The organism is Rhizobium sp. LjRoot98 (assembly GCF_964252935.1).
GTDB lineage: Bacteria > Pseudomonadota > Alphaproteobacteria > Rhizobiales > Rhizobiaceae > Pararhizobium.
The window spans coordinates 63,625-88,628 of record NZ_CAXUPW020000010.1 but is presented as its reverse complement, the minus strand read 5'-3'; the positions used below and the strand labels follow the sequence as shown (position 1 = coordinate 88,628).

General features: G+C 59.4%; 21 protein-coding genes. 8 read left to right on the top strand and 13 right to left on the bottom strand.

Annotated features, from left to right (window positions below):
• The first annotated feature begins 1 nt into the window (after position 1).
• Together hutG and hutU are read left to right on the top strand one after the other, a co-directional pair.
• On the top strand, positions 2 to 820 hold the full coding sequence (gene hutG, locus ACSQ3J_RS24780) for an N-formylglutamate deformylase (RefSeq protein ID WP_060503094.1): 819 nt from the start codon (positions 2 to 4) through the stop codon (positions 818 to 820).
• Positions 817 to 2,490 carry a urocanate hydratase gene (gene hutU / locus ACSQ3J_RS24775; protein ID WP_060503095.1) on the top strand — a complete coding sequence of 558 codons (1,674 nt, stop codon included), beginning with the start codon at positions 817 to 819 and terminating at the stop codon, positions 2,488 to 2,490. Before hutG ends, hutU begins: the two co-directional genes overlap by 4 nt.
• Positions 2,491 to 2,494: 4 nt before the next feature.
• On the opposite strand, the gene ACSQ3J_RS24770 is transcribed toward hutU, so the two are convergent.
• Positions 2,495 to 2,887, bottom strand: coding sequence for a type II toxin-antitoxin system VapC family toxin (locus ACSQ3J_RS24770; RefSeq protein WP_060503096.1), 393 nt, complete (start codon positions 2,885 to 2,887; stop codon positions 2,495 to 2,497).
• The gene (locus ACSQ3J_RS24765) at positions 2,884 to 3,147 is read right to left on the bottom strand and encodes a type II toxin-antitoxin system Phd/YefM family antitoxin (protein WP_060503097.1); all 264 of its coding nucleotides are present in this window, start codon (positions 3,145 to 3,147) and stop codon (positions 2,884 to 2,886) included. Before ACSQ3J_RS24765 ends, ACSQ3J_RS24770 begins: the two co-directional genes overlap by 4 nt.
• 57 nt (positions 3,148 to 3,204) lie before the next feature.
• Here ACSQ3J_RS24765 and ACSQ3J_RS24760 point away from each other — a divergent pair, with 57 nt between their 5' ends.
• Entirely contained in the window at positions 3,205 to 3,804 is a 600-nt protein-coding gene (locus ACSQ3J_RS24760; RefSeq protein WP_244481985.1) for a HutD/Ves family protein, read from the top strand.
• Here the strand turns inward: ACSQ3J_RS24760 and ACSQ3J_RS24755 are convergent.
• From ACSQ3J_RS24755 to ACSQ3J_RS24725, 7 genes are all read right to left on the bottom strand, one after another.
• Positions 3,801 to 4,733 (bottom strand): arginase family protein, encoded by a 933-nt coding sequence (locus tag ACSQ3J_RS24755; RefSeq protein ID WP_162246342.1) that lies wholly within the window; start codon positions 4,731 to 4,733, stop codon positions 3,801 to 3,803. The two genes, ACSQ3J_RS24760 and ACSQ3J_RS24755, sit on opposite strands and share 4 nt — an antisense overlap.
• A 2-nt stretch (positions 4,734 to 4,735) precedes the next feature.
• Positions 4,736 to 5,893, bottom strand: a complete 1,158-nt coding sequence (gene solA, locus ACSQ3J_RS24750; protein ID WP_060503099.1) for an N-methyl-L-tryptophan oxidase — start codon at positions 5,891 to 5,893, stop codon at positions 4,736 to 4,738.
• 21 nt (positions 5,894 to 5,914) lie between these two features.
• Entirely contained in the window at positions 5,915 to 7,408 is a 1,494-nt protein-coding gene (locus ACSQ3J_RS24745; protein WP_060503100.1) for an HAL/PAL/TAL family ammonia-lyase, read from the bottom strand.
• A 2-nt stretch (positions 7,409 to 7,410) separates the two neighbouring features.
• Positions 7,411 to 8,181 (bottom strand): ABC transporter ATP-binding protein, encoded by a 771-nt coding sequence (locus ACSQ3J_RS24740; protein WP_060509994.1) that lies wholly within the window; start codon positions 8,179 to 8,181, stop codon positions 7,411 to 7,413.
• A gap of 32 nt (positions 8,182 to 8,213) precedes the next feature.
• Positions 8,214 to 8,924 (bottom strand): ABC transporter permease, encoded by a 711-nt coding sequence (locus ACSQ3J_RS24735; protein WP_060503102.1) that lies wholly within the window; start codon positions 8,922 to 8,924, stop codon positions 8,214 to 8,216.
• A 15-nt stretch (positions 8,925 to 8,939) separates the two neighbouring features.
• On the bottom strand, positions 8,940 to 9,662 hold the full coding sequence (locus tag ACSQ3J_RS24730) for an ABC transporter permease (RefSeq protein WP_060503103.1): 723 nt from the start codon (positions 9,660 to 9,662) through the stop codon (positions 8,940 to 8,942).
• Positions 9,663 to 9,807: 145 nt separating this feature from the next.
• Positions 9,808 to 10,626 carry a transporter substrate-binding domain-containing protein gene (locus ACSQ3J_RS24725; protein WP_436040573.1) on the bottom strand — a complete coding sequence of 273 codons (819 nt, stop codon included), beginning with the start codon at positions 10,624 to 10,626 and terminating at the stop codon, positions 9,808 to 9,810.
• Between the two features lie 216 nt (positions 10,627 to 10,842).
• On the opposite strand from ACSQ3J_RS24725, the gene hutC reads away from it, so the two are divergent.
• Entirely contained in the window at positions 10,843 to 11,610 is a 768-nt protein-coding gene (gene hutC / locus ACSQ3J_RS24720; protein ID WP_060503105.1) for a histidine utilization repressor, read from the top strand.
• A gap of 55 nt (positions 11,611 to 11,665) precedes the next feature.
• Here hutC and ACSQ3J_RS24715 read toward each other — a convergent pair whose 3' ends face one another.
• Positions 11,666 to 12,265: a TetR/AcrR family transcriptional regulator gene (locus ACSQ3J_RS24715; protein ID WP_060503106.1), complete on the bottom strand. Its 600-nt coding sequence runs from the start codon at positions 12,263 to 12,265 to the stop codon at positions 11,666 to 11,668.
• Between the two features lie 186 nt (positions 12,266 to 12,451).
• On the opposite strand from ACSQ3J_RS24715, the gene ACSQ3J_RS24710 reads away from it, so the two are divergent.
• Both ACSQ3J_RS24710 and ACSQ3J_RS24705 read left to right on the top strand, forming a co-directional pair.
• A complete protein-coding gene (locus ACSQ3J_RS24710) occupies positions 12,452 to 13,672 on the top strand; it encodes an efflux RND transporter periplasmic adaptor subunit (RefSeq protein WP_436040548.1) in 1,221 nt (406 codons plus the stop codon).
• Between the two features lie 38 nt (positions 13,673 to 13,710).
• The gene (locus ACSQ3J_RS24705; RefSeq protein WP_060503108.1) at positions 13,711 to 16,938 is read left to right on the top strand and encodes an efflux RND transporter permease subunit; all 3,228 of its coding nucleotides are present in this window, start codon (positions 13,711 to 13,713) and stop codon (positions 16,936 to 16,938) included.
• 74 nt (positions 16,939 to 17,012) lie between these two features.
• On the opposite strand, the gene ACSQ3J_RS24700 is transcribed toward ACSQ3J_RS24705, so the two are convergent.
• From ACSQ3J_RS24700 to ACSQ3J_RS24690, 3 genes are all read right to left on the bottom strand, one after another.
• Positions 17,013 to 18,800 (bottom strand): methyl-accepting chemotaxis protein, encoded by a 1,788-nt coding sequence (locus tag ACSQ3J_RS24700; RefSeq protein WP_060503109.1) that lies wholly within the window; start codon positions 18,798 to 18,800, stop codon positions 17,013 to 17,015.
• Between the two features lie 586 nt (positions 18,801 to 19,386).
• Positions 19,387 to 21,411, bottom strand: a complete 2,025-nt coding sequence (locus ACSQ3J_RS24695) for a beta-N-acetylhexosaminidase (protein WP_436040547.1) — start codon at positions 21,409 to 21,411, stop codon at positions 19,387 to 19,389.
• Positions 21,412 to 21,430: 19 nt separating this feature from the next.
• Positions 21,431 to 21,907 (bottom strand): hypothetical protein, encoded by a 477-nt coding sequence (locus ACSQ3J_RS24690; protein WP_060503111.1) that lies wholly within the window; start codon positions 21,905 to 21,907, stop codon positions 21,431 to 21,433.
• 504 nt (positions 21,908 to 22,411) lie between these two features.
• Here ACSQ3J_RS24690 and ACSQ3J_RS24685 point away from each other — a divergent pair.
• Positions 22,412 to 22,672 carry a hypothetical protein gene (locus tag ACSQ3J_RS24685; RefSeq protein WP_060503112.1) on the top strand — a complete coding sequence of 87 codons (261 nt, stop codon included), beginning with the start codon at positions 22,412 to 22,414 and terminating at the stop codon, positions 22,670 to 22,672.
• Positions 22,673 to 23,044: 372 nt separating this feature from the next.
• On the top strand, positions 23,045 to 24,991 hold the full coding sequence (asnB, locus tag ACSQ3J_RS24680; RefSeq protein WP_060503113.1) for an asparagine synthase (glutamine-hydrolyzing): 1,947 nt from the start codon (positions 23,045 to 23,047) through the stop codon (positions 24,989 to 24,991).
• The last annotated feature ends 13 nt before the right edge of the window (positions 24,992 to 25,004 follow it).

Below are 25,004 nucleotides of genomic sequence, written 5' to 3'. Positions count from 1 at the left end.
CGTGAGCGTCTTCGAAGTCAAACAGGGCACATCACCGATCATTCTCGGTTTCCCTCACACCGGCACTGATGTTCCGCCGGCCATCTGGGAGCGGCTGAACGATACCGGAAGGTTGCTGACCGATACCGATTGGCATATTCACCATCTCTATGATGGTCTGCTGCCGGATGTGACGACGGTGCGGGCCACCTTTCATCGCTACGTTATTGACGCCAATCGCGATCCGGAAGGCGTCAGCCTCTATCCCGGCCAGAACACCACCGGTCTCGTTCCCGAAACGGATTTCGATGGCGTTCCGATTTGGAAGGACGGCGAAGAGCCGGCCGAAGCCGATATCGCCGCCCGCCTCACCGATTTCCACGCGCCCTATCATGCGGCACTCTTGGCCGAGATCGAGCGGGTGAAGGCGATCCACGGCATCGCCGTGCTCTATGACTGCCATTCGATCCGGTCGGATATCCCGTTCCTGTTTGAAGGCACATTGCCCGATTTCAACGTCGGCACCGATATGAGCAAGACCTGCGATCCGGCCATTCAGGATGCTACTGTCGATGTCGTTCTGAACGCCGACGGCTATACCAGCATCCTCAACGGCCGCTTCAAGGGCGGATGGACGACCCGTCATTATAGTGATCAGGAAAACGGCGTTCACACGATCCAGATGGAGTTGGCACAGTCGACGCATCTGAGCACCGAAGCCCCGCCCTTTGCCTATGACAAGACCAAGGCAGCCAAGCTTCGCATTCACCTCAAAGAGATTCTCACGCGCATCGAAACAACGGCGCTGACATTGGCACACACCAAAAGGGGAACAAAATGACCAATCCTCGTCACAATATCCGCGACGTCCGCGCCGCCCGTGGCACCGAACTGACGGCAAAATCCTGGATGACCGAAGCACCGCTTCGCATGCTGATGAACAATCTCGACCCGGAAGTCGCCGAGAACCCGCATGAACTGGTTGTCTATGGCGGCATCGGCCGCGCCGCACGCACCTGGGCGGATTTCGACAAGATCGTCGAAACGCTGAGCGATCTCAACGAAGACGAAACCCTGATGGTACAATCGGGCAAGCCGGTCGGCGTGTTCCGTACCCACAAGGATGCGCCGCGCGTCCTGATCGCCAACTCCAACCTGGTGCCGCATTGGGCAACCTGGGATCACTTCAACGAGCTGGATAAGAAGGGTCTCGCCATGTACGGCCAGATGACAGCCGGCTCGTGGATCTATATCGGCACGCAGGGCATCGTTCAGGGTACCTACGAAACCTTCGTCGAGGCCGGCCGCCAGCATTACGGCGACAATCTCAAGGGAAAATGGGTGCTGACGGGTGGTCTCGGCGGCATGGGTGGCGCCCAGCCGCTCGCCGCCGTCATGGCTGGTGCCTGCTGCCTTGCTATCGAATGCAACCCGGATTCGATCGATTTCCGCCTGCGCACCCGCTATGTCGACGAAAAAGCCGAAACGCTCGATGAAGCGATGGAGATGATCAATCGCTGGACCAAGAACGGCGAAGTGAAGTCCGTCGGCTTGCTTGGCAACACCGCCGAAATCCTACCGGAAATGGTCCGCCGCGGCATCCGTCCCGACATGGTCACCGACCAGACCTCGGCTCACGATCCGGTCAACGGCTATCTGCCAAAGGGCTGGACGATGGGAGAGTGGAAGGAAAAGCGCGAAAGCGATCCGAAGGCCGTCGAAAAGGCTGCCCGCGCCTCGATGCGCGAACATGTCGAAGCAATGATCGCCTTCCAGGACATGGGTATCCCGACCTTCGACTATGGCAACAATATCCGCCAGGTCGCCAAGGACGAGGGTCTGGAAAACGCCTTCGCCTTCCCGGGTTTTGTGCCGGCCTATATCCGTCCGCTGTTTTGCCGCGGCATCGGCCCGTTCCGCTGGGCAGCCCTGTCGGGTGATCCGGAGGATATCCGCAAGACCGATGCCAAGGTGAAGGAACTGACGCCGGGCAACAAGCACCTGCACAACTGGCTCGACATGGCCGCCGAGCGCATCGCTTTCCAGGGCCTGCCGGCGCGCATTTGCTGGGTCGGCCTCGGTGACCGCCACCGCCTCGGCCTCGCGTTCAATGAAATGGTCAAGAATGGCGAGCTTTCGGCTCCGGTCGTAATCGGCCGCGACCATCTCGATTCAGGCTCCGTTGCCTCGCCGAACCGCGAAACGGAAGCGATGAAGGACGGTTCGGACGCCGTTTCCGACTGGCCGCTCCTGAACGCGCTGCTCAACACCGCATCCGGCGCCACCTGGGTGTCGCTGCATCATGGCGGCGGCGTCGGCATGGGCTTTTCGCAGCACTCGGGCGTGGTCATCTGCGCCGACGGCTCTGACGACGCCGCCCGCCGCCTCGAGCGCGTACTCTGGAACGACCCGGCAACCGGCGTCATGCGCCACGCCGACGCGGGCTACGACATCGCCATCGACTGCGCCAAGGAAAAGGGCCTGCGACTGCCGGGTATTCTCGGCAACTGAGGTTTTAGGTCAGCTGATATTTCGGAAGCCCGGGATAGCGCAGGACCATATCGTCAACCGATATGAGAGGAACCCCTTCGATAATCGCCTGAGCAATCAGGATGCGATCGAAGGGGTCCTTGTGAAGCAACGGCAACCCGGCAATTGCGATTGCGTGTTCGCTGTTGATCGGCAATTCGATGTATCCATTTTCGAGAAGACGATAACGCAGAACGAAAGGATCGGTGCGGAAGTCATCACGTGCCAGGCCGTGCTTGATCGCTGTTTCCCAGATGCTGGCCGGGCTGAACAGAAGCTCATTGCTCGTATCTTCGATGAGTAGCCTGACGTCAGTTGGCAGCAGATCGATATCGCCCGCCGCCCAGATCAGGATATGTGTATCGAGGAGAAATCTCATCGATCTTTGAACTTGTCGGGATTGCCGTAAAACATCTCTTCGATTTCATCGGCCATCATCCTATCGAAATTATCAGGCACGATGATTTCACCCTTCATGAAACCGATCCGGCGTTTTTTCGGCATTTCGGTTTCATCCAGTGGCACGAGCTTTCCAATCGGCTTGCCGGCCTTGGCAATGATGAAGGACTCGCCCTTCGACACTTTCTCCATCAAGCGTGACAAATGCGTCTTTGCCTCGTGAATATTGACCGTTTCCATCATCGCCTTCCTTCGGACTTAGTCCACTAAACTTAGTTCACGCCGTAGGGGTTTACAATGCGCGACGAACAGACATCCTTTCCCAGCCAACTTCACGTGCTGAAGGCCACCAATCATCGCCGCATGCCGTGGAAAAACGGTGGCGGTGAGACCGTCGAGATCGCTATTTTCCCGCTGGGAGCCGATCTGTCTGCGTTCGGCTGGCGGGTCAGCATGGCAACAGTTGCCAGCGATGGCCCGTTTTCAGTGTTTGCCGGTATAGACCGCACCCTGTCGATCCTTGAGGGCGAAGGTATGGAACTGGATATTGCCGGTCGAAAGCCAGTCGTATTGACCCGAGCGTCCGAACCACTCGCATTTCCGGCCGATACAGCAACCTCGGCACGGCTGGTATCTGGCACGATCGTCGATCTCAACGTGATGACCCGGCGGGACCGCTGGGCGCACCAGGTTGAGCGGCGCGTGTTTGAAGGCGACCATCCTCTCGATGCCGAAGGCGGCGTAACGATGCTTCTGTCGCTTGGCAATCTGCGGATCGACAGCGGTGAGCACGCCGAGGAACTGACCCGGCTCGACTGTGCCATCATCGAAGGCCCTTGCCGCATCAGTTCGGATATGCCCGTTGAAGCTTATCTGGTCCGCATCAGCTCCGTTTAACGGCCATTCTTGCGGGCCAGATTGCCTAGCACATGGCAAATCAACCGGCCGACCACAGTCGCGGTCATTCCGTTGACATCGGCCTTCGGTTGAAACTCGACGATCGAAAAGCCAGCGAGTGTGCGGCCCGTCATTGCCGAGGCGATGAGATCGGTAACTTCCTCAAGCCATAGACCTCCGGGTGACATTGCGTTGACGCCTGGGCAGATCGACGGGTCCAGCGCATCGACATCGATATGGATGAGCAATGCACCATCACGCGGAATGGCGTCGGCGATCTCCACAACGCCGTTTGCCCGAACCTGACGCACCGTAACCAACCGCGAACCCCAGCGTTTCGCCGTCTCGACTTCTTCGCGGCGCGCACTGCCGACAGCGCGAAGACCGACCTGGGTCATGGAACGCACGAACGGAAGCTCGGAGGCGCGCCGCATCGTGCTGGAATAACCAAGCGGCTCGTCGCCGATCCGGTCGCGCCAGTCGATATGCGCGTCGATCTGCAGGATATGCAGCGTTTCGGCATCCGAGAAACCGCGCATGAAGGGGATGGCGGCGGAATCATCGCCACCGATGAGAAGCGGAATAGCACCGGCTGCCCGGATGTACCGGGTTGCCGCTTCAATCGCGGCGCGATTACCCGCATTATCATCATAGTGCGTAACGACATCACCCAGGTCCACGACATCCAGCGCGCCATCGTTCAGCAAAGGCCCATCGAAATCGAAATCCCAATGATCGACATGCACGGACGCTTCAGTGATCGCCCTGCGGACAGCATCCGGCGCTGATATACCAGGCTTATCGGGAATACTGCGGGGATAAGCCGTTCCATGAACAGCACCAAAAATCGCGACCGATCCCGCTTGGGCGTCGCTCGCGGCTGGCAGATTAAAGAAAGTCTCTCGTACCGGCTGAAGTGTGTAGGTCATGCTCATGCAGCCCGCGCTGCCAGAAATCGGTCCATTGCCGCGAACGAAAACGCTCCAATCGGCAGATCGGTGCCGCCATCCAGAGCCAGATCAGCCAGGATTTCGCCGACGACGCTGGTGAACTTGAACCCGTGCCCGGAGCAGGGTGACGCCACGACGATGCGTTTGTCACCCGGCATCAGGTCGAGCAGGAAATCCTCACTCGGCAGCATCGTATAGCGGCAGGTGGTGGAGCGCACGCGCAAGCCGGCCGCAGTTGGTAGACGGCGCTTGATAAAGCTGTCGAGCAGATCCGTATCCCTGTCATTGACGGGCGGATTGGGCTGGTTCGGATCGATCGGCTCGCGGAAATGCGCATGACGGCCCACTTTGACACCGTCGACGCCGATCGCCGGAAAGCCGAAGAACGAGCCATTCTCTCCCTCGTCGCGAATGAACACCGGCATGCGCTGCGGCATCGTGACGAAACCGTCCGTTGGCTGGTACCAGGAGACCACCTGCTTGATCGGCACCGCATGATCGCGCAACGCCGGCACCAGCTCGCCAATCCACGAGCCGGTCGCGATGATCACCTTGCTGGCATGATAACGTCCGGTCTCAGATACGATGATTACGCCACTCTCGCCCGGCTCGATCGCGGTCACCTTCTCGCCGAAATGCAAAGCCGCCCCATCGGCGGCGGCCAGCTTGAGATGACCCATGACCGCCGCTTCAGGCCGCAGATAGCCGCCCTGCGGGTCGAGCAATGCGATCTCGTCAGCATCCAGCGAAAACACCGGAAAACGGCTGCGCATCTCGTTTGGATCCAGCGTTTCCAGCGGCAGGTTGTGTAGCGCGCAGCTCTTCCTGGTGCCGCTGACGATCTTGCTGTCAGGCTTGCCAATCTGCAGCACGCCGGTGATTGTCAGGATATCTTCGCGCAACCGTGCTTCCAGAGCCCGCCAATTGGCATAGGCGCGCTGCAGCAATGGCACATAGGATGGATCCTCGAAATAGCCGAGCCGGATCAAACGGCTATCGCCATGCGACGAACTCAGCGCATGGGCCGGATAGTAGGCATCGATGCCGATTGCCTTGACGCCGCGCGCGGCCAGATGCGCAATGGCGGCACTCCCCATGGCGCCAAGGCCGACAACAGCAACGTCGAAATGGGCGGTCATGGCAGTATCCTTCCGGGAATTTCAGGTGTGTGGAGGCAGCGGTCTGCGCAGGAGATCGCGGGCCTTTTCCAAATCCCAGCCGAGCGGCCGGTCGTCGGCATAGGTTGGCACATCCGCACGGATATGGCGATAGAGTAGATCGGTCCCCGCTGCTCTCGACGCAACGCCCGTTTTGAAGTCCTGCGCCTGTGCGGCGGCGGCAAACTCGATTCCGAAGATCTGTTCAGCGTTGTCGATGACAGCAAGAAGCTTGTTGGCGGCGGCCGTCGGATGTCCGAGAAAATCCTCCTGCAGTGCCGACGTAATGCCGCCATCAAGGCTGGCGGGCGCGCCAAGACGCCGGTTTTCCGCCGCAAGCGCAGCTGCCGTATATTGCGCGATCATGAAGCCGGAACCAGCACCCGGGTCCGCAGCCAGAAACGCAGGCAGGCCGCTGACCAGCGGATTGACGAGACGGTCGATCCGGCGCTCGCTCATCATCGAAATCTGGGCAATAGCGATGGCGAGGCTATCCAGAGCCTGGCCAAGCGCCGGGGCGACGGCATGGGCCTCGGAGGAGACCACCGGTGCTTCCGGCGTGCCGGAGACAGCGGGATTGTCGGTGACGGAGGCCAGTTCCTGATTGACGACGGCACTCGCAAAATCGAACACGTCCCACCCGGCACCATGGGCATGCGGAACGGAACGCAGGCTGAGGGCGTCCTGTGTGCGCACGCCTTGCGCGGCCTCGATCAATCCGCTCCCGGCCAGCCGCTCGCGCAAGGTCCTGCCGACCTTCTCGATCCCCGCAGACTTGCGAAGCGCGAGCACATCCGCGTCAAAGGCTGCCATCTGGCAGCCAAGCGCTTCGATCGTCAGTGCGGCAATGGAGTCGGCCCAATCCAGCAGCTGCTCCGCCCGCTGTAAGGCGACCGCTCCAAGCCCCACGGAGCAGGCCGTGCCATTGACGAGGCTCAGGCCTTCCTTCGCCTGCAAAACAAGTGGCGCAACGCCAAGCGTCTTCAACGCCTCGGCACCGGTCACCATGTTACCCTTCAACCGGGCCTTGCCCTCGCCGATCAGCACCAGTGCGATATGCGCATTGTGGCTGAGATATCCGGCCGACCCTTTGGATGGCACTTCGGGAATGCAGTCTTCGCGCAGAAAGGTTTGCAGCAGTTCAACGATCGCCGGGCGCACACCGGAATGGCCGTGTGAAAAATTGGCGATCTGGGCTGCGATGATCGCGCGGACTTCCCGCGCTTCCAGTCGTGGGCCGACGCCACAGGCGTGACTGAGGATAATATTGCGCGACAAGCGGCTTTGAGAAGGACGGTCAACGACCGTATCAGCAAGAGCACCAACGCCGGTATTGACACCATAGGCCCGTACGCCGCTTTCAACGATCGCCGAGACAATGTGGCTTGCCGTCTCAACCCGCTGTCTGGCCGCATCGGAAAGAGTAAGCGTTGCGCCACTGGCAACCGCCGCTACGGCGCGCCAGTCGAGCGCGCTCTCAAGCACGATATCCTGCACGATCAGCCCCCAAAATTGCCGATGAACTGGCGGAAGCTTGGCGAACCACCCGAACCGAACAATTCGTCCGGCGCACCATCGCTGTCGATCTCGCCGGATTTCATGAAGATAACCCGGTTGGAAACGTTGCGGGCAAAGCTCATTTCGTGGGTGACGACCAGCATGGTCATGCCCTCTTCCGCCAGCGAGCGCATGACACGCAGCACTTCGCCGACCAGTTCCGGATCCAGTGCCGAGGTCGGTTCATCGAACAGCATGACTTTCGGCTTCATCGCCAGCGAGCGGGCGATCGCCGCACGCTGCTGCTGACCACCGGACAGGTGCGCCGGATAGGCGTGGCGCTTTTCGGCAATCCCCACTTTCTCCAGGAGGGCCTCGGCCTCGGCGATGCACTCGGCACGCGGACGTTTCAGAACGTGAACCGGCCCTTCGATCACATTCTCAAGGATGGTCATATGGGACCAGAGATTGAACGACTGGAACACCATGCCGAGTTCGGAGCGGATGCGATCCACCTGCCGGCGGTCGGAAGGGTAATTCTTGCCACCGCGCTGAGCCATCTGGATCAATTCGCCATCGACCGAAATCTCGCCATGATCGGCGATCTCCAGAAGGTTGATGCAGCGCAGGAAGGTTGATTTACCCGAGCCGCTGGCACCGAGAAGAGAAATGACATCGCCATCGCGGGCATCGAGCGAAATCCCGCGCAAAACCTCATGCGTACCGAAGCTCTTGCGGATGTCGCGGACGGAAAGCCTTGTCGTGCCTGCCATGGTCGTTCCAGTCTGTTTGGGGGTCTCGGGGCTCACCGTTGCGGCACCGGAAATAGCGGTGCAGCGCGCCGATGCGGCGTCAGCTTATACTCAAGCAAAGCCATCGCCTGCAGGATGATGAAGTTGAGAATGAGGTAGATGGCGGCGGCACAAAGGAAGACTTCCATCGTGCGGTAGGTTTGCGAGATCAGCCGCTGTGCAACGCCGGTCACCTCCCAGACGGTGACGAGACTGGCGAGCGCCGTTGATTTCACCATCATCACCACTTCCGTCGAATAGGCGGGAAGCGCATGGCGGAAAGCGATTGGGGCGAGGATACGGCGGGTCAAAAGAAAGCCGGACATGCCGATCGAGCGCGCCGCCTCGATCTCCTTGGATGGAATGGCGCGCAGCCCGAAGCGGAAGATTTCCGCCGAGTAGCCCGCCGTGCAGAGCGCCAGGGACAGCACCGCACAAACGAAAGGTTCACGCAAAGCCGGCCACAGAAAACTGTAGCGGATGAAGCCGAACTGGCCGAGGCCGTAGAAGATCAGGAACATCTGGATCAGCAGCGGCGAGCCGCGAAAGATGAAAATGTAGCCCTTGGCGAAATTGCGGGCGACCGCATTGCCGCTGACGCGCATCCAGACGATGAGAAGCGCCAGAAGGCCGCCAAAGAAGACCGAGAGCGCAAACAATGCCAAGGTTGTCGGCAATGCTGCCAGCAACGTTTTCATTGTGTCGAACATGAAGGGGAAATCCATCGCGCGTCTCCTCGGTCAGGCCTGGCCGATGCCAGAGGGCATGCTGCGGCTGGCGCGCTTTTCGGCGCCGGTGAAAAGGCGGTCGGAGAGGCTCGTCAGGATCAGGTAGAGGCAGCCACCGACGATGAAGAATAGGAAGTGCTGGCGGGTGGAGCCGGCCGCAACCTGGCTGGTCCGCATCAGATCAGCAAGACCGGTGACCGAGACCAATGCGGAATCCTTGAGGCTGAGCTGCCAGACATTACCGATGCCCGGAATGGCGAAGCGAAATACCTGCGGGCCAATGATACGGCGGAAACGCAAACCGCGATTCATCCCGATGGCCTGCGCTGCCTCAAGTTCCCCCTTGGGGATAGCCAGATAGGCGCCGCGATACACCTCGGCCTGATAGGCCCCGGAAATGATACCGACGGCAAGAGCGCCAGCCGCAAACGATGGCAGCCCCAGAAAGCCCTCATACCCCATGGCCGTGCCGATGGCGGTGATCGCGCTCGATCCGCCGAAATAGACGAGATAGATGATCAACAGCTCGGGAACCCCGCGAAAAACGGTGGTATAAATACCGCCAAGGGTCCGGAAGAACCGGCTGCCGGATAGTTTTGCCCAGGCAATCAGGGTACCCAAAACTGCCCCGATCAACAGCGCGACGGCGGTGACGGCAAGCGTCATCAGGGCTGCCACAAGCAGCAGTCCGCCCCAGCCGGTGGGGCCAAATCCGATCATTTGAAGTAAAGACATGCCGCAGGCGTCCCGTCGTTCCCGGCCAGGCCGGCTTCCCGATCTTCAAGTGGATGTGGAAGGCCGCACCTCATCCGAGAAAACGGCCTGCCGCAGCAAGTGTGCCCGCCGCCGCTAAAATAGCAAGCGGCGGGAAAACCTGAAATCAGGGCGTAACGTCGGTCTTGAACCACTTCATCGACAAGGTCTTGATCGTGCCGTCGGCAAGTGCCGCCTCGATCGCCTTGTTGAACATGTCGCGCAGGTCGGTATCGGCCTGACGGATACCGAGCCCCTCGCCGCTGCCGAAGATCGTTCCGCCGATTTCCGGACCAGTGAAGCCGAGCGAACCATTGGCCTTCTCGAATGCCGAGATCAGATAGACGGCGTCGTCGAACACCAGATCGATACGGCCGCTCTCGAGATCGAGGTCGCGCTCAGCGCCGGTCTTGTATTCGCGAACCGTGGCGATATCGCCGAAATTGTCATAGACGAACTTGGAATAGACGGTCGCGGCCTGGATGCCGATGGTCTTGCCGGCAAACGCCGCCTTCATCGCCTCGACTTCCTTGACGCCGGTTGCACCCGGATCGAGCTTGATAACCGTTCCGGTACCGGCAGCATTGGCCAGCGGGCTGTCCTTCAGGGTCGCAAAAGCAGCGTGCGTGTGGGCGTAAGGGATGGTGAAGTCGATGATCTTCTTGCGCTCTTCGGTGATCGACAGAGCATCCATGATGACGTCGAACTTACCGGCATTGAGCGCCGGGATCATGCCGTCCCAATCGGAAGCGACCAGCGTGCACTCGACCTTCATGTGGTCGCACAGATATTTTGCTAGCTCCGGTTCAAAGCCGCCGAGCGTGCCGTCCGGATTGGTGAGGTTCCACGGCGCATAGGCGCCTTCAAGCGTGATGGTAACAGTCTTCCAGTCCTTGGCTTGAGCCAACGGAGCGGAAAGGGTTGCAAAAGCGACGGCACCAGCCATCAGAAATTTTGACAGGTTCATGTTCACGTTCCTCTGAGGTTTATCTTCAACAACGTCCGCCGATCTGCGCCGGCTTCACAAATATCTTGATGGATAACGCGGCAAAAATGCCTCTGAACATCCATGTTGTATATGGTACCATATGCTAATTTTTATGGTATGCAAGTACGCGGCCGCATTTGAATGCAAAATTAATTCCGCCCAGGGAATGAACATATGAAACGAAGCAATGCCCCGAAAGCTCCGTTAAAATGGGACGCCAGCGACAACGACGGCTCGCCGCTTTATGCCGGCGTCAAGCAGATGATCCTTGACCGCATCCAGAGCGGCGAATGGCCGCCAAAACACCGGGTGCCATCGGAGAACGAACTGGTTGCGGAACTCGGCGTCAGCAAGATGACGGCCAACCGTGCCTTGAGGGAACTGGCGAGCGAGGGCGAACTCGTGCGCATCCAGGGGGTCGGCTCTTTCGTTGCTGAGCGCAAAGGTTACTCCGAACTGTTCGAAGTCCGCAATATCGCCGAGGAGATCGACGAGAGAGGCCATACGCATCAGGCATCCGTGGTGGTTTTGGCGCAGGAAACTGCCGCGCCGGATGTTGCCGATGCCCTCGGGCTACCGATCGGCGCACCGGTGTTTCATTCACTGATCGTCCACAGCGAAAACGGCGTTCCGGTCCAGATCGAAGACCGTTTCGTCAACCCCGAAGCGGCGCCAGGCTACCTGGAACAGGACTTTACGGCGCAAACGCCCAATGCCTATTTGACAGCAGAAGCCCCCTTGAGCGGGTCCGAGCATATTGTCGAAGCCGCCATGCCACAGCCATGGGAATGCAAGCTGCTGGTCATCCTGCGCACCGAACCCTGCCTGCTCATTCGCCGCCGCACATGGTCATCGAAGCGGGCCGTGTCCTTTGCGCGGCTGGTTTATCCCGGCAACCGGTATCGCTTGGAATCACGCAACGGAAAGATGAGCGACGAGTAGTTGAACCCGCGAAACACTCCCTATGTTGTATAGGGAACTTGGGTGGTCGATTGATTCAGCCCTGCGCGACGACGGTTTCGGGCCAGAACTGAAGCGCCATATCGATGACGCGGTACAACGCCGATCGATCCGCACCGGATGCCGCTTGAATGGCGGTCCCCTGTGAAATGGTCATGATATAGCGAGCAAGATCATAAGGCTCATGCCCGGCAGGCAGGTCGCCCTCCTTCGCCGCGCGCTCAAACCGGCTACCCAGATCACGCTCGCCGCGCTGGCGGTTTTCGATGAGGCATTTCTGGATTTCGGCAGCCGCCTCACTGCAGGCAAGCGCACCATTGATGCCAAGACACCCACTTGGACCCGTTTCCGCGGTCTGTGAATCGGCAAAGCCTCTCAGGATTTTCTCGGCGACAACACGCGCCTTCGGCTCCCTCAGAGCCTCATGGAAGAAATTCATCTTGGTGCGCTCGTAACGCTCCAGGGCCTTGAGGAAGAGGCCTTCCTTATTACCGAAGACCCCATAGAGGCTCGGCTTGGTAATGCCCATGCCCTCGGTCAAGTCGGTCAGAGACGTGCCTTCGTAGCCCTTTCGCCAGAACAGCTCCATCGCCGTTTCCAAGGCTTCATCGACATCAAACTCTCTTGGCCGTCCCATGGGGTGGGCCCTCCCGAATTTTTTTATACCGATCGGTATATAATTCGATTGACAGTGATCGGTTTCAGAACTTATTTCTATACCGAACGGTATTGAACGTCAATGCAACCCTAGCCTAAATCCTCCGCCTCCCACGAAGGACGACCGGCCGCCCACCACCCGGGGCAGAAATTCAGGATAACCGCCATGTCATTCGGAACTTTCAGAACCAAGCTTTTCACCACCGGCCTCGTGCTTGCAGTCGCCACCATCACGCCGACGATCTATTTCGACCTGCTGGGAAGCACCGCAGGCAGCGGCAACGCGGCCGATGCTTCGACCACAGCTCCCGTCGCCATTCCTGTCTCCGTCGCGGTCGTGGAAGCCAAGTCGGTGACACAGTGGAGCGAGTTCTCAGGCCGCCTCGAAGCCGTCGATCACGTCGAGCTGCGCTCCCGCGTCGCTGGCGCCATCCAGTCTGTCCACTTCCAGGAAGGTGCGATCGTAGAAAAGGGCGACCTGCTCGTCACCATCGATCCCGCCCCCTTCCAGGCGGAGGTCGCCAGAGCTCAGGCAAGCGTGACGGCAGCCGAAGCACGCGCTTCGCTGGCCCGCGTCGAACTGAAGCGCGGCACCCAGCTGCTGGCATCCAACGCAGTCTCGCAAAGCGAGGTCGATCAGCGCCAGAACGGCCTCGCCAGCGCCGAAGCCGACCTTGAGGCGGCGCGCGCAGTGCTGCAATCTGCGGCACTCAACCTCAGCTACACCGAAATCCGCGCCCCGATCACCGGCCGCGTCGGCAAGATCGAGATCACCGCCGGTAACCTGATCGCTGCTGGCCCTTCCTCGCCGATCCTCACCCGTCTGGTCTCCTTGAGCCCGATCTATGCCAGCTTCGAAGCCGACGAGCGGATCGTCTCAGGCATCCTTGCCGAGCTTCCGGAAGGCGTGAACGCCCGCAACTTCATCGACCGTGTGCCGGTCCGCATGGATGTCGCCGGCCTGCCGGGCGTGAGCGGCAAGCTCCAGTTGGTCGATAACAGCGTTGATCCCCAGAGCGGCACGATCCGTGTTCGCGCCGTGTTCGACAATGCCAATGGCGCCCTGATGCCGGGACAGTTCGCACGGTTGAGCATGGGCCAGGCGAAGTCCGAAGACGCCGTGCTCATCCATGAACGCGCCATCGGCACCGACCAGAACAAGAAATACGTCATGGTCGTCAAACCGGACAACACCACGGAATACCGCGAGATCACCGTCGGCATGAAATCCGATGGCCTGCGGGTGGTGACGGCCGGATTGAAGGCTGACGAGCGCATCGTCGTCAACGGCTTGCAACGCATCCGTCCCGGCGCGCTCGTCGCGCCTGAAATGGTCTCCATGAAACCGGCTGCCGATCCCCAGCAGCAAGCCTCGATAACCAACTAAGCCTTTTCCGGCATTTCAGCACAAGGGCGGATCACGCCATGAATATCTCCAGGTTCTTTATCGATCGCCCGGTTTTCGCGGGCGTTCTGTCTTTCATCATCTTCCTGGGCGGCCTGATCGCCATGACGATCCTGCCGATCTCGGAATATCCCGATGTCGTGCCGCCACAGATCGTCGTTCGCGCCAACTATCCGGGCGCAAACCCGAAAGTCATTGCCGAAACGGTGGCGACGCCGCTGGAGGAATCGATCAATGGCGTCGAGGACATGCTTTACATGAGCAGCCAGGCGACCACTGACGGCTTGATGACACTGACTGTCACCTTCAAGCTCGGCACAGACCCCGATCAGGCGCAACAGCTTGTCCAGAACCGCGTCGGCCAGGCCGAGCCACGGCTACCGGAAGAAGTCCGCCGTCTTGGCATCACCACCATCAAAAGCTCTCCGGACCTGATGATGGTGGTGCATCTGACGTCGCCCGAGGGCCGCTACGACATGACCTATCTGCGCAATTATGCGCTGATCAACGTCAAGGACAGGCTGGCCCGTATCGACGGTGTCGGCCAGGTCCAGCTGTTCGGCTCCGGTGACTATTCGATGCGCATCTGGCTGGATCCGCAGAAGATGGCCCAACTGGGCCTCTCCGCCTCCGATATCGTCAATGAAATCCGTGCCCAGAACGTCCAGGCCGCAGCCGGCGTGATCGGCTCGTCGCCAAATTCCCAAGGCGTAGATCTGCAACTGTCCGTGAATGCACAGGGACGCCTGCAGAGCGAAGAAGAGTTCGGCGAGATTATCATCAAGACGAGCCCGACCGGCGCGATCACCCGCCTGCGCGATGTCTCGCGCATCGAATTGGGCTCAGCCGAGTATTCGCTGCGCTCGTTGCTGAACAACAAGCAGGCAGTCGCCATCCCCGTCTTCCAGGCACCTGGTTCGAATGCAATCGAGATTGCCGACCAGGTCCGCACGACCATGGAGGAAATCAAGGCATCGATGCCGCAGGATGTCGATTACGAGATCGTCTATGACACGACGCAGTTCGTGCGCGCCTCGATCGAGGCCGTCATCCACACGCTGCTTGAAGCCATTGCGCTGGTCGTCATCGTCGTCATCATCTTCCTGCAGACGTGGCGCGCCTCGATCATTCCGCTGATCGCGGTTCCCGTCTCGATCATCGGCACCTTCGCCGTGATGCAGATGCTCGGCTTCTCGATCAACGCGCTCAGCCTGTTCGGCCTCGTTTTGGCCATCGGCATCGTCGTCGATGACGCGATCGTCGTCGTCGAGAACGTCGAGCGCAACATCGAGGACGGCCTTTCGCCGCGCGAAGCGACCTACAAGGCAATGACCGAAGTCTCCGGCCCGATCATCGCGATCGCTCTGGTGCTGGTCGCCGTCTTCGTGCCGCTCGCCTTCATCTCCGGCCTGACCGGCCAGTTCTACAAGCAGTTCGCCCTGACGATCGCCATTTCGACCGTCATCTCGGCCTTCAACTCGCTGACGCTGTCCCCGGCGCTTGCTGCCCTGCTTCTGCGTGGCCATGATGCGCCGAAGGACCGGTTGACCCGGGTAATGGACTTCCTGTTCGGCTGGTTCTTCCGGGGCTTCAATGCCGTGTTTTCGCGCGGCTCGCGGGCCTATAGCTCCGGCGTCCGGGGCGTGATCTCACGCAAGACCCTGATGATGGGCGTTTATCTCCTGCTCGTCGGCGCCACCGTGTTCTTCTTCAAGGCCGTGCCTCCCGGTTTCGTCCCGCCGCAGGACAAGCAGTATCTGGTCGGCTTCACCCAGCTGCCGGACGGTGCTTCACTCGACCGCACGGAAGAGGTCATCCGCCGCATCAGCGACATCTCCTTGAAGGTTCCCGGCGTCGAAAGCGCCATCGCCTTCCCAGGCCTGTCGATCAACGGCTTCACCAACTCCTCCAATGCCGGCATCGTCTTCCTCTCGCTGAAGCCTTTCGAGGAACGCACCACGCCTGACCTCTCGGCCGGCGCGATTGCCGGGCGGCTGAACCAGGAACTCAGCGTCATCCAGGAATCCTTCAGCGCCATCTTCCCGCCGCCACCTGTCCAGGGTCTTGGTGCCATCGGTGGTTTCAAGCTTCAGCTGGAAGACAAGGCCGGGCTTGGCTACGAGGCACTCGATGCTGCCGTGAAGGGTTTCATGGCCAAGGCTTACGTGACGCCCGAACTGGTCGGCATGTTCTCCAGCTACCAGGTCAATGTTCCGCAGCTTTATGCTGACGTCGATCGGGCCAAGGCCCGCCAGCTGAACGTTCCGCTGACGGAAATCTTCAACACGCTGCAGATCTATCTCGGCTCGGTCTATGTCAACGACTTCAACAAGTTCGGACGAACCTATTCCGTGCGTGTTCAGGCCGATGCCGACTACCGCGCTCAGGCTGAAGACATCGGCAAGCTGGAAGTCCGCTCCAGCTCCGGTGAAATGATCCCGCTGTCGGCAGTCCTGAACGTCACCTCAAGCGCCGGCCCGGAACGCGCCATGCGCTACAATGGCTTCCTCTCGGCCGACATCAACGGCAATACGGCACCCGGCTATTCATCCGGCCAGGCCCGCGCCGCTGTTGAGCGCATTGCGGCAGAAACACTGCCTGCAGGCGTGACCTTCGAATGGACGGAATTGACCTATCAGGAGATCATTGCCGGCAATACCGGTATCCTGATCTTCCCGCTGTCGATCCTGCTGGTCTTCCTGGTGCTGGCAGCCCAGTACGAAAGCCTGACGCTGCCGTTGTCGATCATCATGATCATTCCGATGGCGCTTCTGGCGGCACTGGGCGGGGTCTGGCTGACGGCAGGCGACAACAACGTCTTCACCCAGATCGGTCTGATCGTGCTGGTCGGGTTGTCAGCCAAGAATGCCATTCTGATCGTCGAGTTCGCCCGGGAACTGGAGTTCGAGGGGGCGACGCCGTTCGACGCCGTCATCAAGGCCAGCCGCCTGCGCCTGCGCCCGATCCTGATGACCTCGATGGCCTTCATCATGGGTGTCGTACCGCTCGTCATCTCGACTGGTGCCGGTGCTGAAATGCGCCATGCCATGGGGGTCGCTGTGTTCTCCGGCATGATTGGCGTGACGCTGTTCGGTCTGTTCCTGACGCCGGTCTTTTACACGCTAGTGCGTGCGATGACCGGAAACAGGCCGCTGAAGAAGAGCGGACAAACCGTCCCTCACGAAACGGCCTCGGTAACGCAACTGCATACCCAGCCGCTCTTGCCCGGACTTGAAGCCGCCGAATAGACGGTCGAGCAACTCAACGAAAAACGGCGCCGCAACCAGCGGCGCCGTTCCTATTTCAACCGATGCCAGACGGGTTAAAACTCTTCCCAGTTCTCCTGAGTAGGCACCGCATTCCCGGAAAAAGCGCGCATCACCTGCCCTGCCATCTTGCGGGCCGGCGAAGCCACCGGCCGGGAATAATGTCCAGCCTCCACCGCGCGCGGGGCGTTCGTCTGCTGGCCGACCCGAAACTGGCCAAGCAGCGAGAACAGAGCCTCCGCTTCGCGGGCCAGACTGTGGCTTGCCGCCGTCGATTGTTCCACCATCGCCGCATTCTGCTGTGTGCCCTGGTCCATGGCATTCACGGACTGGTTGATCTCCTTCAACCCGGTCGCCTGCTCCCGCGCGCCTTCGACAATGGCGACGACGTTGGTGTTGATCTCCTGGACCTGCTTGACGATTTCCTCAAGAGCCTTGCCGGTTTCGCCGACCAGCGAAACACCGCTTTTCACCTGTTCGCCCGAGGTGTTGATCAATGCCTTGATTTCCTTAGCGGCTTTGGCCGATCGCTGGGCCAGTTCGCGCACTTCCTGGGCAACGACAGCAAAGCCCTTGCCGGCATCACCGGCGCGCGCTGCCTCCACTCCCGCATTCAGCGCCAAGAGGTTGGTCTGGAAGGCGATATCATCGATGACGCCGATAATGTTGGAGATTTCCCGTGACGAGGTCTCGATTTCCCCCATCGCCGTAATGGCATTGCGCACCACGGCTCCGGACCGCTCCGCATTGGCGCGTGTCGCGGCAACCAGATGACCGGCCTCCTCCGCCCTGCGGCTGGAATCCGCGACGGTGGTAGTGATTTCCTCAAGTGCTGCGGCTGTCTCCTCGACAGAGGCGGCCTGCTGTTCTGTTCGTTTCGACAGATCGTCGGCCGCGGAGCGGATTTCCGTCGAGCCTGCGGCAATCGCCTGCGCATTGGAACCAACGGAATGCATCGCTGACCGCAACTTGCCCACGGCGTCGTTGAAGTCGTGGCGCACCTTTTCCATGGTTGGAACGAAGGGATTGTCGAGTTTCTGAGTCAGGTCGCCATCGGCCAGGTTTTTCAATGCTTTGGCGAGCATCCCGACTGCGCCCATGCGCTCGGTCACATCCGTCGCAAGCTTCACGACCTTATAGACCTTGCCCTTGCCGTCAACGATCGGGTTGTAGGCTGCCTGGATCCAGATTTCCTTGCCGCCCTTGCCGAAACGCCGGAATTCATTGGCAGTAAATTCGCCGCGCCCAAGCCCCTCCCAGAACTGCCGGTATTCCTCCGTCTGCACATAGGCGGGATCACAGAACATCCGATGATGCCGGCCTTGAATTTCCTGCAACTGATATCCCAACGCACCGCAGAAGTTTTCATTGGCGGTAATGATTTCGCCGGTCGGGGTAAACTCGATCACCGCCTGCGAGCGGGAAACGGCATTCAGCTTGCTGGCATCCTCCATCGCTTTCTGGCGGACGGCGGTGATGTCGGTTGCGAACTTTACTACCTTGTAGGGCTTGCTGCCGCGGAAGACCGGGTTATAGGAAGCCTCGATCCAGATCTCGCGGCCGCTCTTGGTGACACGTTTGTACTGCTGCCGGTCAAATTCGCCACGGCCGAGCCGGGCCCAGAATTCGCGGTATTCCACACTGCTTGCTTCCGCCGGATCGACAAAAATCCGGTGATGCTTGCCTCTGATCTCCCCAAGCTCATAGCCCAACGCCGAACAGAAATTCGGATTGGCATTGAGGATATTACCGTTGAGATCGAATTCGATAATCGCCTGCGACGTATGCATCGCGGCTAGAACAGCCGCGGCATCACCGCCAAAACGTGGGAAAAGCTTGCCCATTCAACGCCTCCTTCGGCATCCGCTCAATTTTCATGCGCCATTTGGGCGCAACAATGGGCACGCATCGGCTGATCAGCGCCGCGAATGTCCGTTTATCCGATATCTCGTATGACCCTGACTCTGGTGATCGCCGTATGTCCGAAAGACAGCAGCGTGCCGGTCAGGTTTCTGTGAAAGACATGCCGATCTTCCCGGCTTGTGCATCAGCGTCATGCTCGAACATTCTAATATTCGAATGCACGATACAACTATTGGTATAATTATTAAAATAAGAATTAATAAGTCGGGCAATTTCTAAGCATATAACATCTTCTCTGCCTTCGAATGCAGAGCTGCCCTTCACTTTTCAAATTACGCAAAATATTGTTTTTATATATATTTTCACAGAATTTGGCAGAACCAATCCCGCAATGGGAGAAAGTTCCAAGTATTTAATTCCGCGACATCACAAGGCCGCGTCAATATCGCCGGAAAATACAATCTTTAATTGATTTTGTGACTCATCATATCTGGCTAAACCCAAGTCCACTTTTTTGCAATCGGCGGGACGGGAGCGCGTGCAGCATCTGCTCGCGCTCCCGCTCGATCAACGCTCCGCGTAAATCCCGTAAAGGATCGGCATCAAACCGACCAGCGCCTCAAAGCGGGCGAAGGATTTTCGCTCGGGGACTGTCCAGCCAGTTTCCGCCAGCGCCGACAGACGCGGGAAGACAAGCCGGTCGAATACGCCACGATCGGTCATCGGCTCCGACCAGATGCAGCATTGCACGCCGGACAGCCGCTTCTTCTGCTCTTCGCTCCAGCCTTCGATCGGATCAAACGTGTAGAGTTTCTCCGGATCTGACCAGCCCGCCCAGCTAGCGCCTGGTTCCGACCATGCCTGACTGTTGGCCATGTCTAGGTAATAGACCTGGCCGGGGCAGACGACCATATCATAGCCTTCCCCCGCCAAGGCAGCAGATGCTTCGACCGTCCGCCAGCCGAACAGCAGCGACTGCCCCTTGTCGATGACATTACCATGCGCTGCCTCCTGCCAGCCCCCGGTGATGCAGCCGCGCGAGGCCAGGAAGCCCTGCACGCGTGCAAGGAACTCCGCCTGCAGCACAGCGGCGCCTGATCCGTCGATCTCGTCGGCGCCGTGTGTATTGGTAATGACGTTCAGCCGCGCGGCATGCGCCGTTGCCATACCCTCTCCGCTGACATCACGCAGACGGGCGAGCGCTTCAGGCGACCCCGACCACGCACCGACCGGTACTTCGTCGGCGCCGATATGGATAATCTTGGACGGAAACAGCTCGATCAGTTCGTCAAAGATCGTTTCGAGAACCCGGTAGGTTTCTTCCCGGGCCGGATTGATACAATTATCCGGGAAGCCCTGAACGGAATAGTAGCTGCCCTTCTCCTGCGGGTCACGCAGTTCCGGGATGGCCTGCTGCATGGCGTAGCAATGTCCGGGCACATCGATTTCCGGAATCACCTCGATGCCCAACGCACCCGCCAAGGCGACGATCTGCCGGATGGCAGCCTTGGTGTAATAACCACCGGTCACCTGCGGACCGGAGCCGAGCAGCGGCGGAATTTTCAGACCATGGCCGCGCCATGCGCCGACCTCCGTCAGGGCCGGATAGGCATCGATCTCGACGCGCCACGCCTCGTCGTCGGACAGATGCCAATGAAAGCGGTTCAGCTTGTTCCAGGCCATGATGCGCAGGAACTGCTCGATCTCCGCTGTGCTGTAAAATTGCCGGGCGACATCGAGATGTACACCGCGCCACGACAGCGCCGGTTCATCGGCGATCTCGCCGGATGCAGGAAACAGGAAGGTCTCGGGATGAAGCCGCGCGCCGCGCAGAATCTGCCCAAGCGTGATCAACCCGTAAAGGAAACCGGCGCGAGCGCGCGCTGATATCGTTACCCCGGATGTGGAGAACGTGATGCGATATGCGTCCGGCGCAAGGCCGTCGGCTGAAGCAAAGGAGACAGGAAAACCACCTTCGGCAGCAGGACGGACAATCCCTTCGACCGGAAAGAGACCGTCCGAAAGCACCGCGAATGCCTCTGCAGCAGCCCCAGCCTCGCCACCTTCAGCCTGCAGAGCAAGCCCGGTGGGAGGCGCCAGCCTACCGGAAACCGAAACGGCATTCGGCCAGGGCACAACGGATACCGTCACCGGCGCAACCTTCGGAACCGGATAGACCACGGCACCACGTGTCAGCGCGGCGTTGTCCCCCTTCGCCCGGGTCGGGGCAACACTGACCGGCACCGTATTGTTGTCAGCAAGCACAACATAACCGGCATTGGCACCATCGGTCCAATGCTTGGGGTGATAGCTCATGCCATGCGCCTTGATGGTCCAGGTCTCTCCGGGCTTGAGCACAAAGCCATCCAGCGGCGCAAATTCCGAGTGGTTCGACAGCCGCTTCAACAAACGTCCGCCTTCAATGGTGGCTTCCGGATCGATGCGGGCCGGACCTGAAACACAAAGCTTGAAACCTTCAAGCGACTGGTCGGTATTGTTGGTCAAGGTCAGCGTATAGACAGGATTTTCATCCTGCCCCGCGGGCACCCAGAATGTCTCCAGCTGGTACTTTGTCTTGCTTGCTATCGTCATCATATCCTCCAGAAAACGGTCATTCGGCGCTGTTGAGCAGCCCGGCATAGACACCGGGGGCGGAATTCGGGATCGGCGCAGCACCCACCGTCCGCTCGTAAAAAGCCGATGGCCCGACATCGCCGATGATGGCGTAACCGTAGCCCATGACTTTCAAATCCAACAGACTGGCGAGAAGTAGGGCATGGCCGATACTCTCGCCGCGCGCCGCCTCATCGACCCCGGTCGGTCCAAAAAAACCGCGGGCAATCGATTCATGACAGGCAAAACCAATCAGCTTTTGCGCCCGGGTCGCCAAGAAACAGGTCGGTGGCTGGCGGGCGAAAGCCACTGCCGTCTCGCTCGCCCAACCGGAGCCGAACTTCTCCCGCACCCAGCCGGTAGCCAGTTCGAATTCCGGGGCAAGCGCACGCCGGATGGTGACCCCTGCGTTTTTCATGCGCGCGTTCAGTTCCGGAATCGGCTTAACCAGTGAAAGATTGACCAGATAATCCATGTGTTGAACCCTGTGCTATGACGTTTGCGATAGAAGGGGATATGAAAGATAGGATTCTCGCCTGCCTACCTTGCAAGCTTGAGACTACGAACATCAGAATATCCTGCGTGATTTGGAGCGAAGCAAGACGCCCACCCCTTTGATTTCGCAGCCATGGGAAAACGCCACGCCTCATGGAGGCCCGGACGCCGATTCCCTGGATCACAGCATGACGAGCCCTCCCAGGTTTCGCTCCCCGATCATTAAGTCAACTTATTGGACTTAACCTAGTTTGCGAATTCGAGACCTGTCAACAGACCGGTTTGGCAAGATCGATTGGGGAACTAAGACATGCCTTGTCATGAATCGCGCAAATTTGCCAAGACCGGCTGAGCGAGCCGGAAATTTACCTTAAGTTAAGAAAGCGTTAATTTCGCCCTTTATAGCAGTGACTTGTCTCCAGCTTTCGCGCAAATTGCAGGACGGAGAAAAGTGCGAACGTAAACAGAAGAGGAGCGCACCACCATGTCGACCCTCCAGATTGCGGCGCTGGCTTACGCCTTGACCACCTTTATTTATCTCGTGCCAACTTATATCGAAGGCGAGCGAGCCGGCGGCCAATGGTCGATCTACCGCGTAGCGGGCCTGGTTCTCTGCTTTTTCTGGCCTTTGCTGACGGTCCTTTTCATCTGCAAGGCCGTAGCCGGCACTTCCAGACCAAAATTCGTCTTTAGCGATCCTGCCATTCCGGGGCAAAACAGCACAGCCAACCGCTCGCCTGATTAAGAAGAGACGCATCAGCCACCGTCGTTGCGGATTAATTGACCATAGTGCCGGACAACGTCACCAGGTTAAAAATCTTCTGGCGCTCACAAAATCCACCCAAGATTGCATAGACTTAGCAGAAATCGACCCGATCAAGCGTCGAAATCGCCCTGAAAAGACGCGACGGCGCGTGATAAATTGCATTTCCCAAGTCAACAGGGGCCAACCTTTCATTGCTTAGAACTTTAATAAAAAGCCGGAACTACTCTTAAATCAATTTTTACCGTGAGACCAAATACCGGAAATCGCTTCTGAATTCTGGTCCAGATTAACACATCACGGACGCTTTTCAGGCAATATGCGGCTTCCAGGGCAAGTCGGGGATTTTGCTGCATGTGCGGATTTGGCGGATACTTCGGAGATGGCGTCGCGCCTCATGATGCGCAGCCGTTGCTGCAGCGCATGGTTGCCGCGATTGCACATCGCGGGCCGGATGAGCAGGGCATCTTTACCGCACCCTCCGTCGGGCTCGGCCATGTACGCCTGTCGATTGTCGGCCTGGGCGACGGCCAGCAGCCGATGACGCATTCCAGCGGCGATTTCACCATCGTATTCAACGGCGAGATTTTCAACTATGTCGAACTGCGCGAGACGCTGAACGCGCAGGGCCATGTGTTCCGCACCGGCAGCGATACCGAAGTCATCCTGCACCTTTATGAGCGCATGGGGCTGGATTGCATGTCCTTGCTCAACGGCGATTTTGCCTTTGCGATCTGGGACGCATCCACACAACGCATGATCATTGCCCGCGACCGCATGGGCGTCCGCCCGCTCTTCTATACAATGGTCGGGAAAAACCTCTATTTCGCCTCGGAAGTGAAGGCCCTGCTGCAGGTGCCGGGCGTTCGCGCTGAGATGGACCCCTTCGCGCTGGATCAGATCTTCACGCTCTGGGCGCCGATTGCACCCCGCACCGCCTTTCGCGACATCTTTGAACTAGAACCCGCGCATCTGCTGATTGCGGAGAAGGGCGAGATGTCGATTAAGCCTTACTGGCAGCTGCAATATCCGGATATGGGCGAGCCAGCCGCCTACACGGACGAGCGCGCCGCCGCCGAAGAACTCCGCGACCTGCTGACCGATGCGACACGTATCCGGATGCGGGCTGATGTTCCGGTCGGCTCTTACCTCTCCGGCGGCCTTGATTCATCGATCGTCTCGGCGCTGGCAGCCCCCATGGCGTCAGGCGGACTCTCGACGTTTTCGGTCACCTTCGGAAGTGCCGAACATGACGAGAGTGCTTTCCAGCACCAGATGGCGCAGGCTCTTGGCACGCATCATCACGCAGTTGCCAGCGGCGAAGGCGATATCGCCCGAGTGTTTCCCGAAGTAATCCGCTTTACCGAGCGCCCGATCCTGCGCACCGCCCCTGCACCGCTCTATCAGCTGTCCGGTCTTGTCCGCGAAAAGGGCCTGAAGGTCGTCCTGACCGGCGAAGGTGCCGACGAGGTATTTGCCGGCTATGATATTTTCAAGGAGGCTCGCGTCCGCCGCTTCTGCGCCCGCCAGCCGGGTTCGCGGATCAGGCCGCATCTGTTCCGCAAGCTCTACGCCTATCTGCCGGGGTTGAAGCAGCAATCGGCCGAATATCTGGCCGCCTTCTTCGGGGCCGGCGCCGACAGTATGGACGATCCGCTGTTTTCGCACCGGCCGCGTTTGCGCGGGACCGCCGCCGCCAAGCTGTTCTTCTCAGGCGATCTACGCCAGACGCTTGACGGCTATGACGCCGCCGCAGAAATGGTTTCGCGGCTGCCGCAAGACTTTGGCCGCTGGCACCCATTGCATCAGGCGCAATATCTCGAAAGCCGTTTCCTTCTGCCGGGCTATATTCTGTCAAGCCAGGGTGATCGCATGGCGATGGCGCATGGCATCGAAGGCCGTTTCCCGTTCCTCGACCATCGCCTGGTCGAATTCGCCACCCGGCTGCCGCCCGAAATGAAGCTCAAGGGACTGGTCGAAAAACACATCCTGCGGGAAGCGACAAAAGACCTTCTCCCGGAGACCATCGGGCGCCGGACCAAGCAGCCCTATCGGGCACCGGACAGCCAGTCCTTCGTCGGCGGCAACGAACGGGACTATGTCCGCGACGCCTTCAGCGAGCGCAGCATCACGGCATCCGGCCTTTTCAACCCGAAGGCCGTTTCGAAGCTTTACGAGAAATGCAGCGAGAAGCCGGCTTCCGGCTATCGTGACAATGTCGCCTTCGTCGGCATCCTATCAACCCAACTCTGGCAAAACACATTTTCAGCCACCAAGGCGCTTAGCACCAAGGCGGCCTGATCTTTATCTGAGG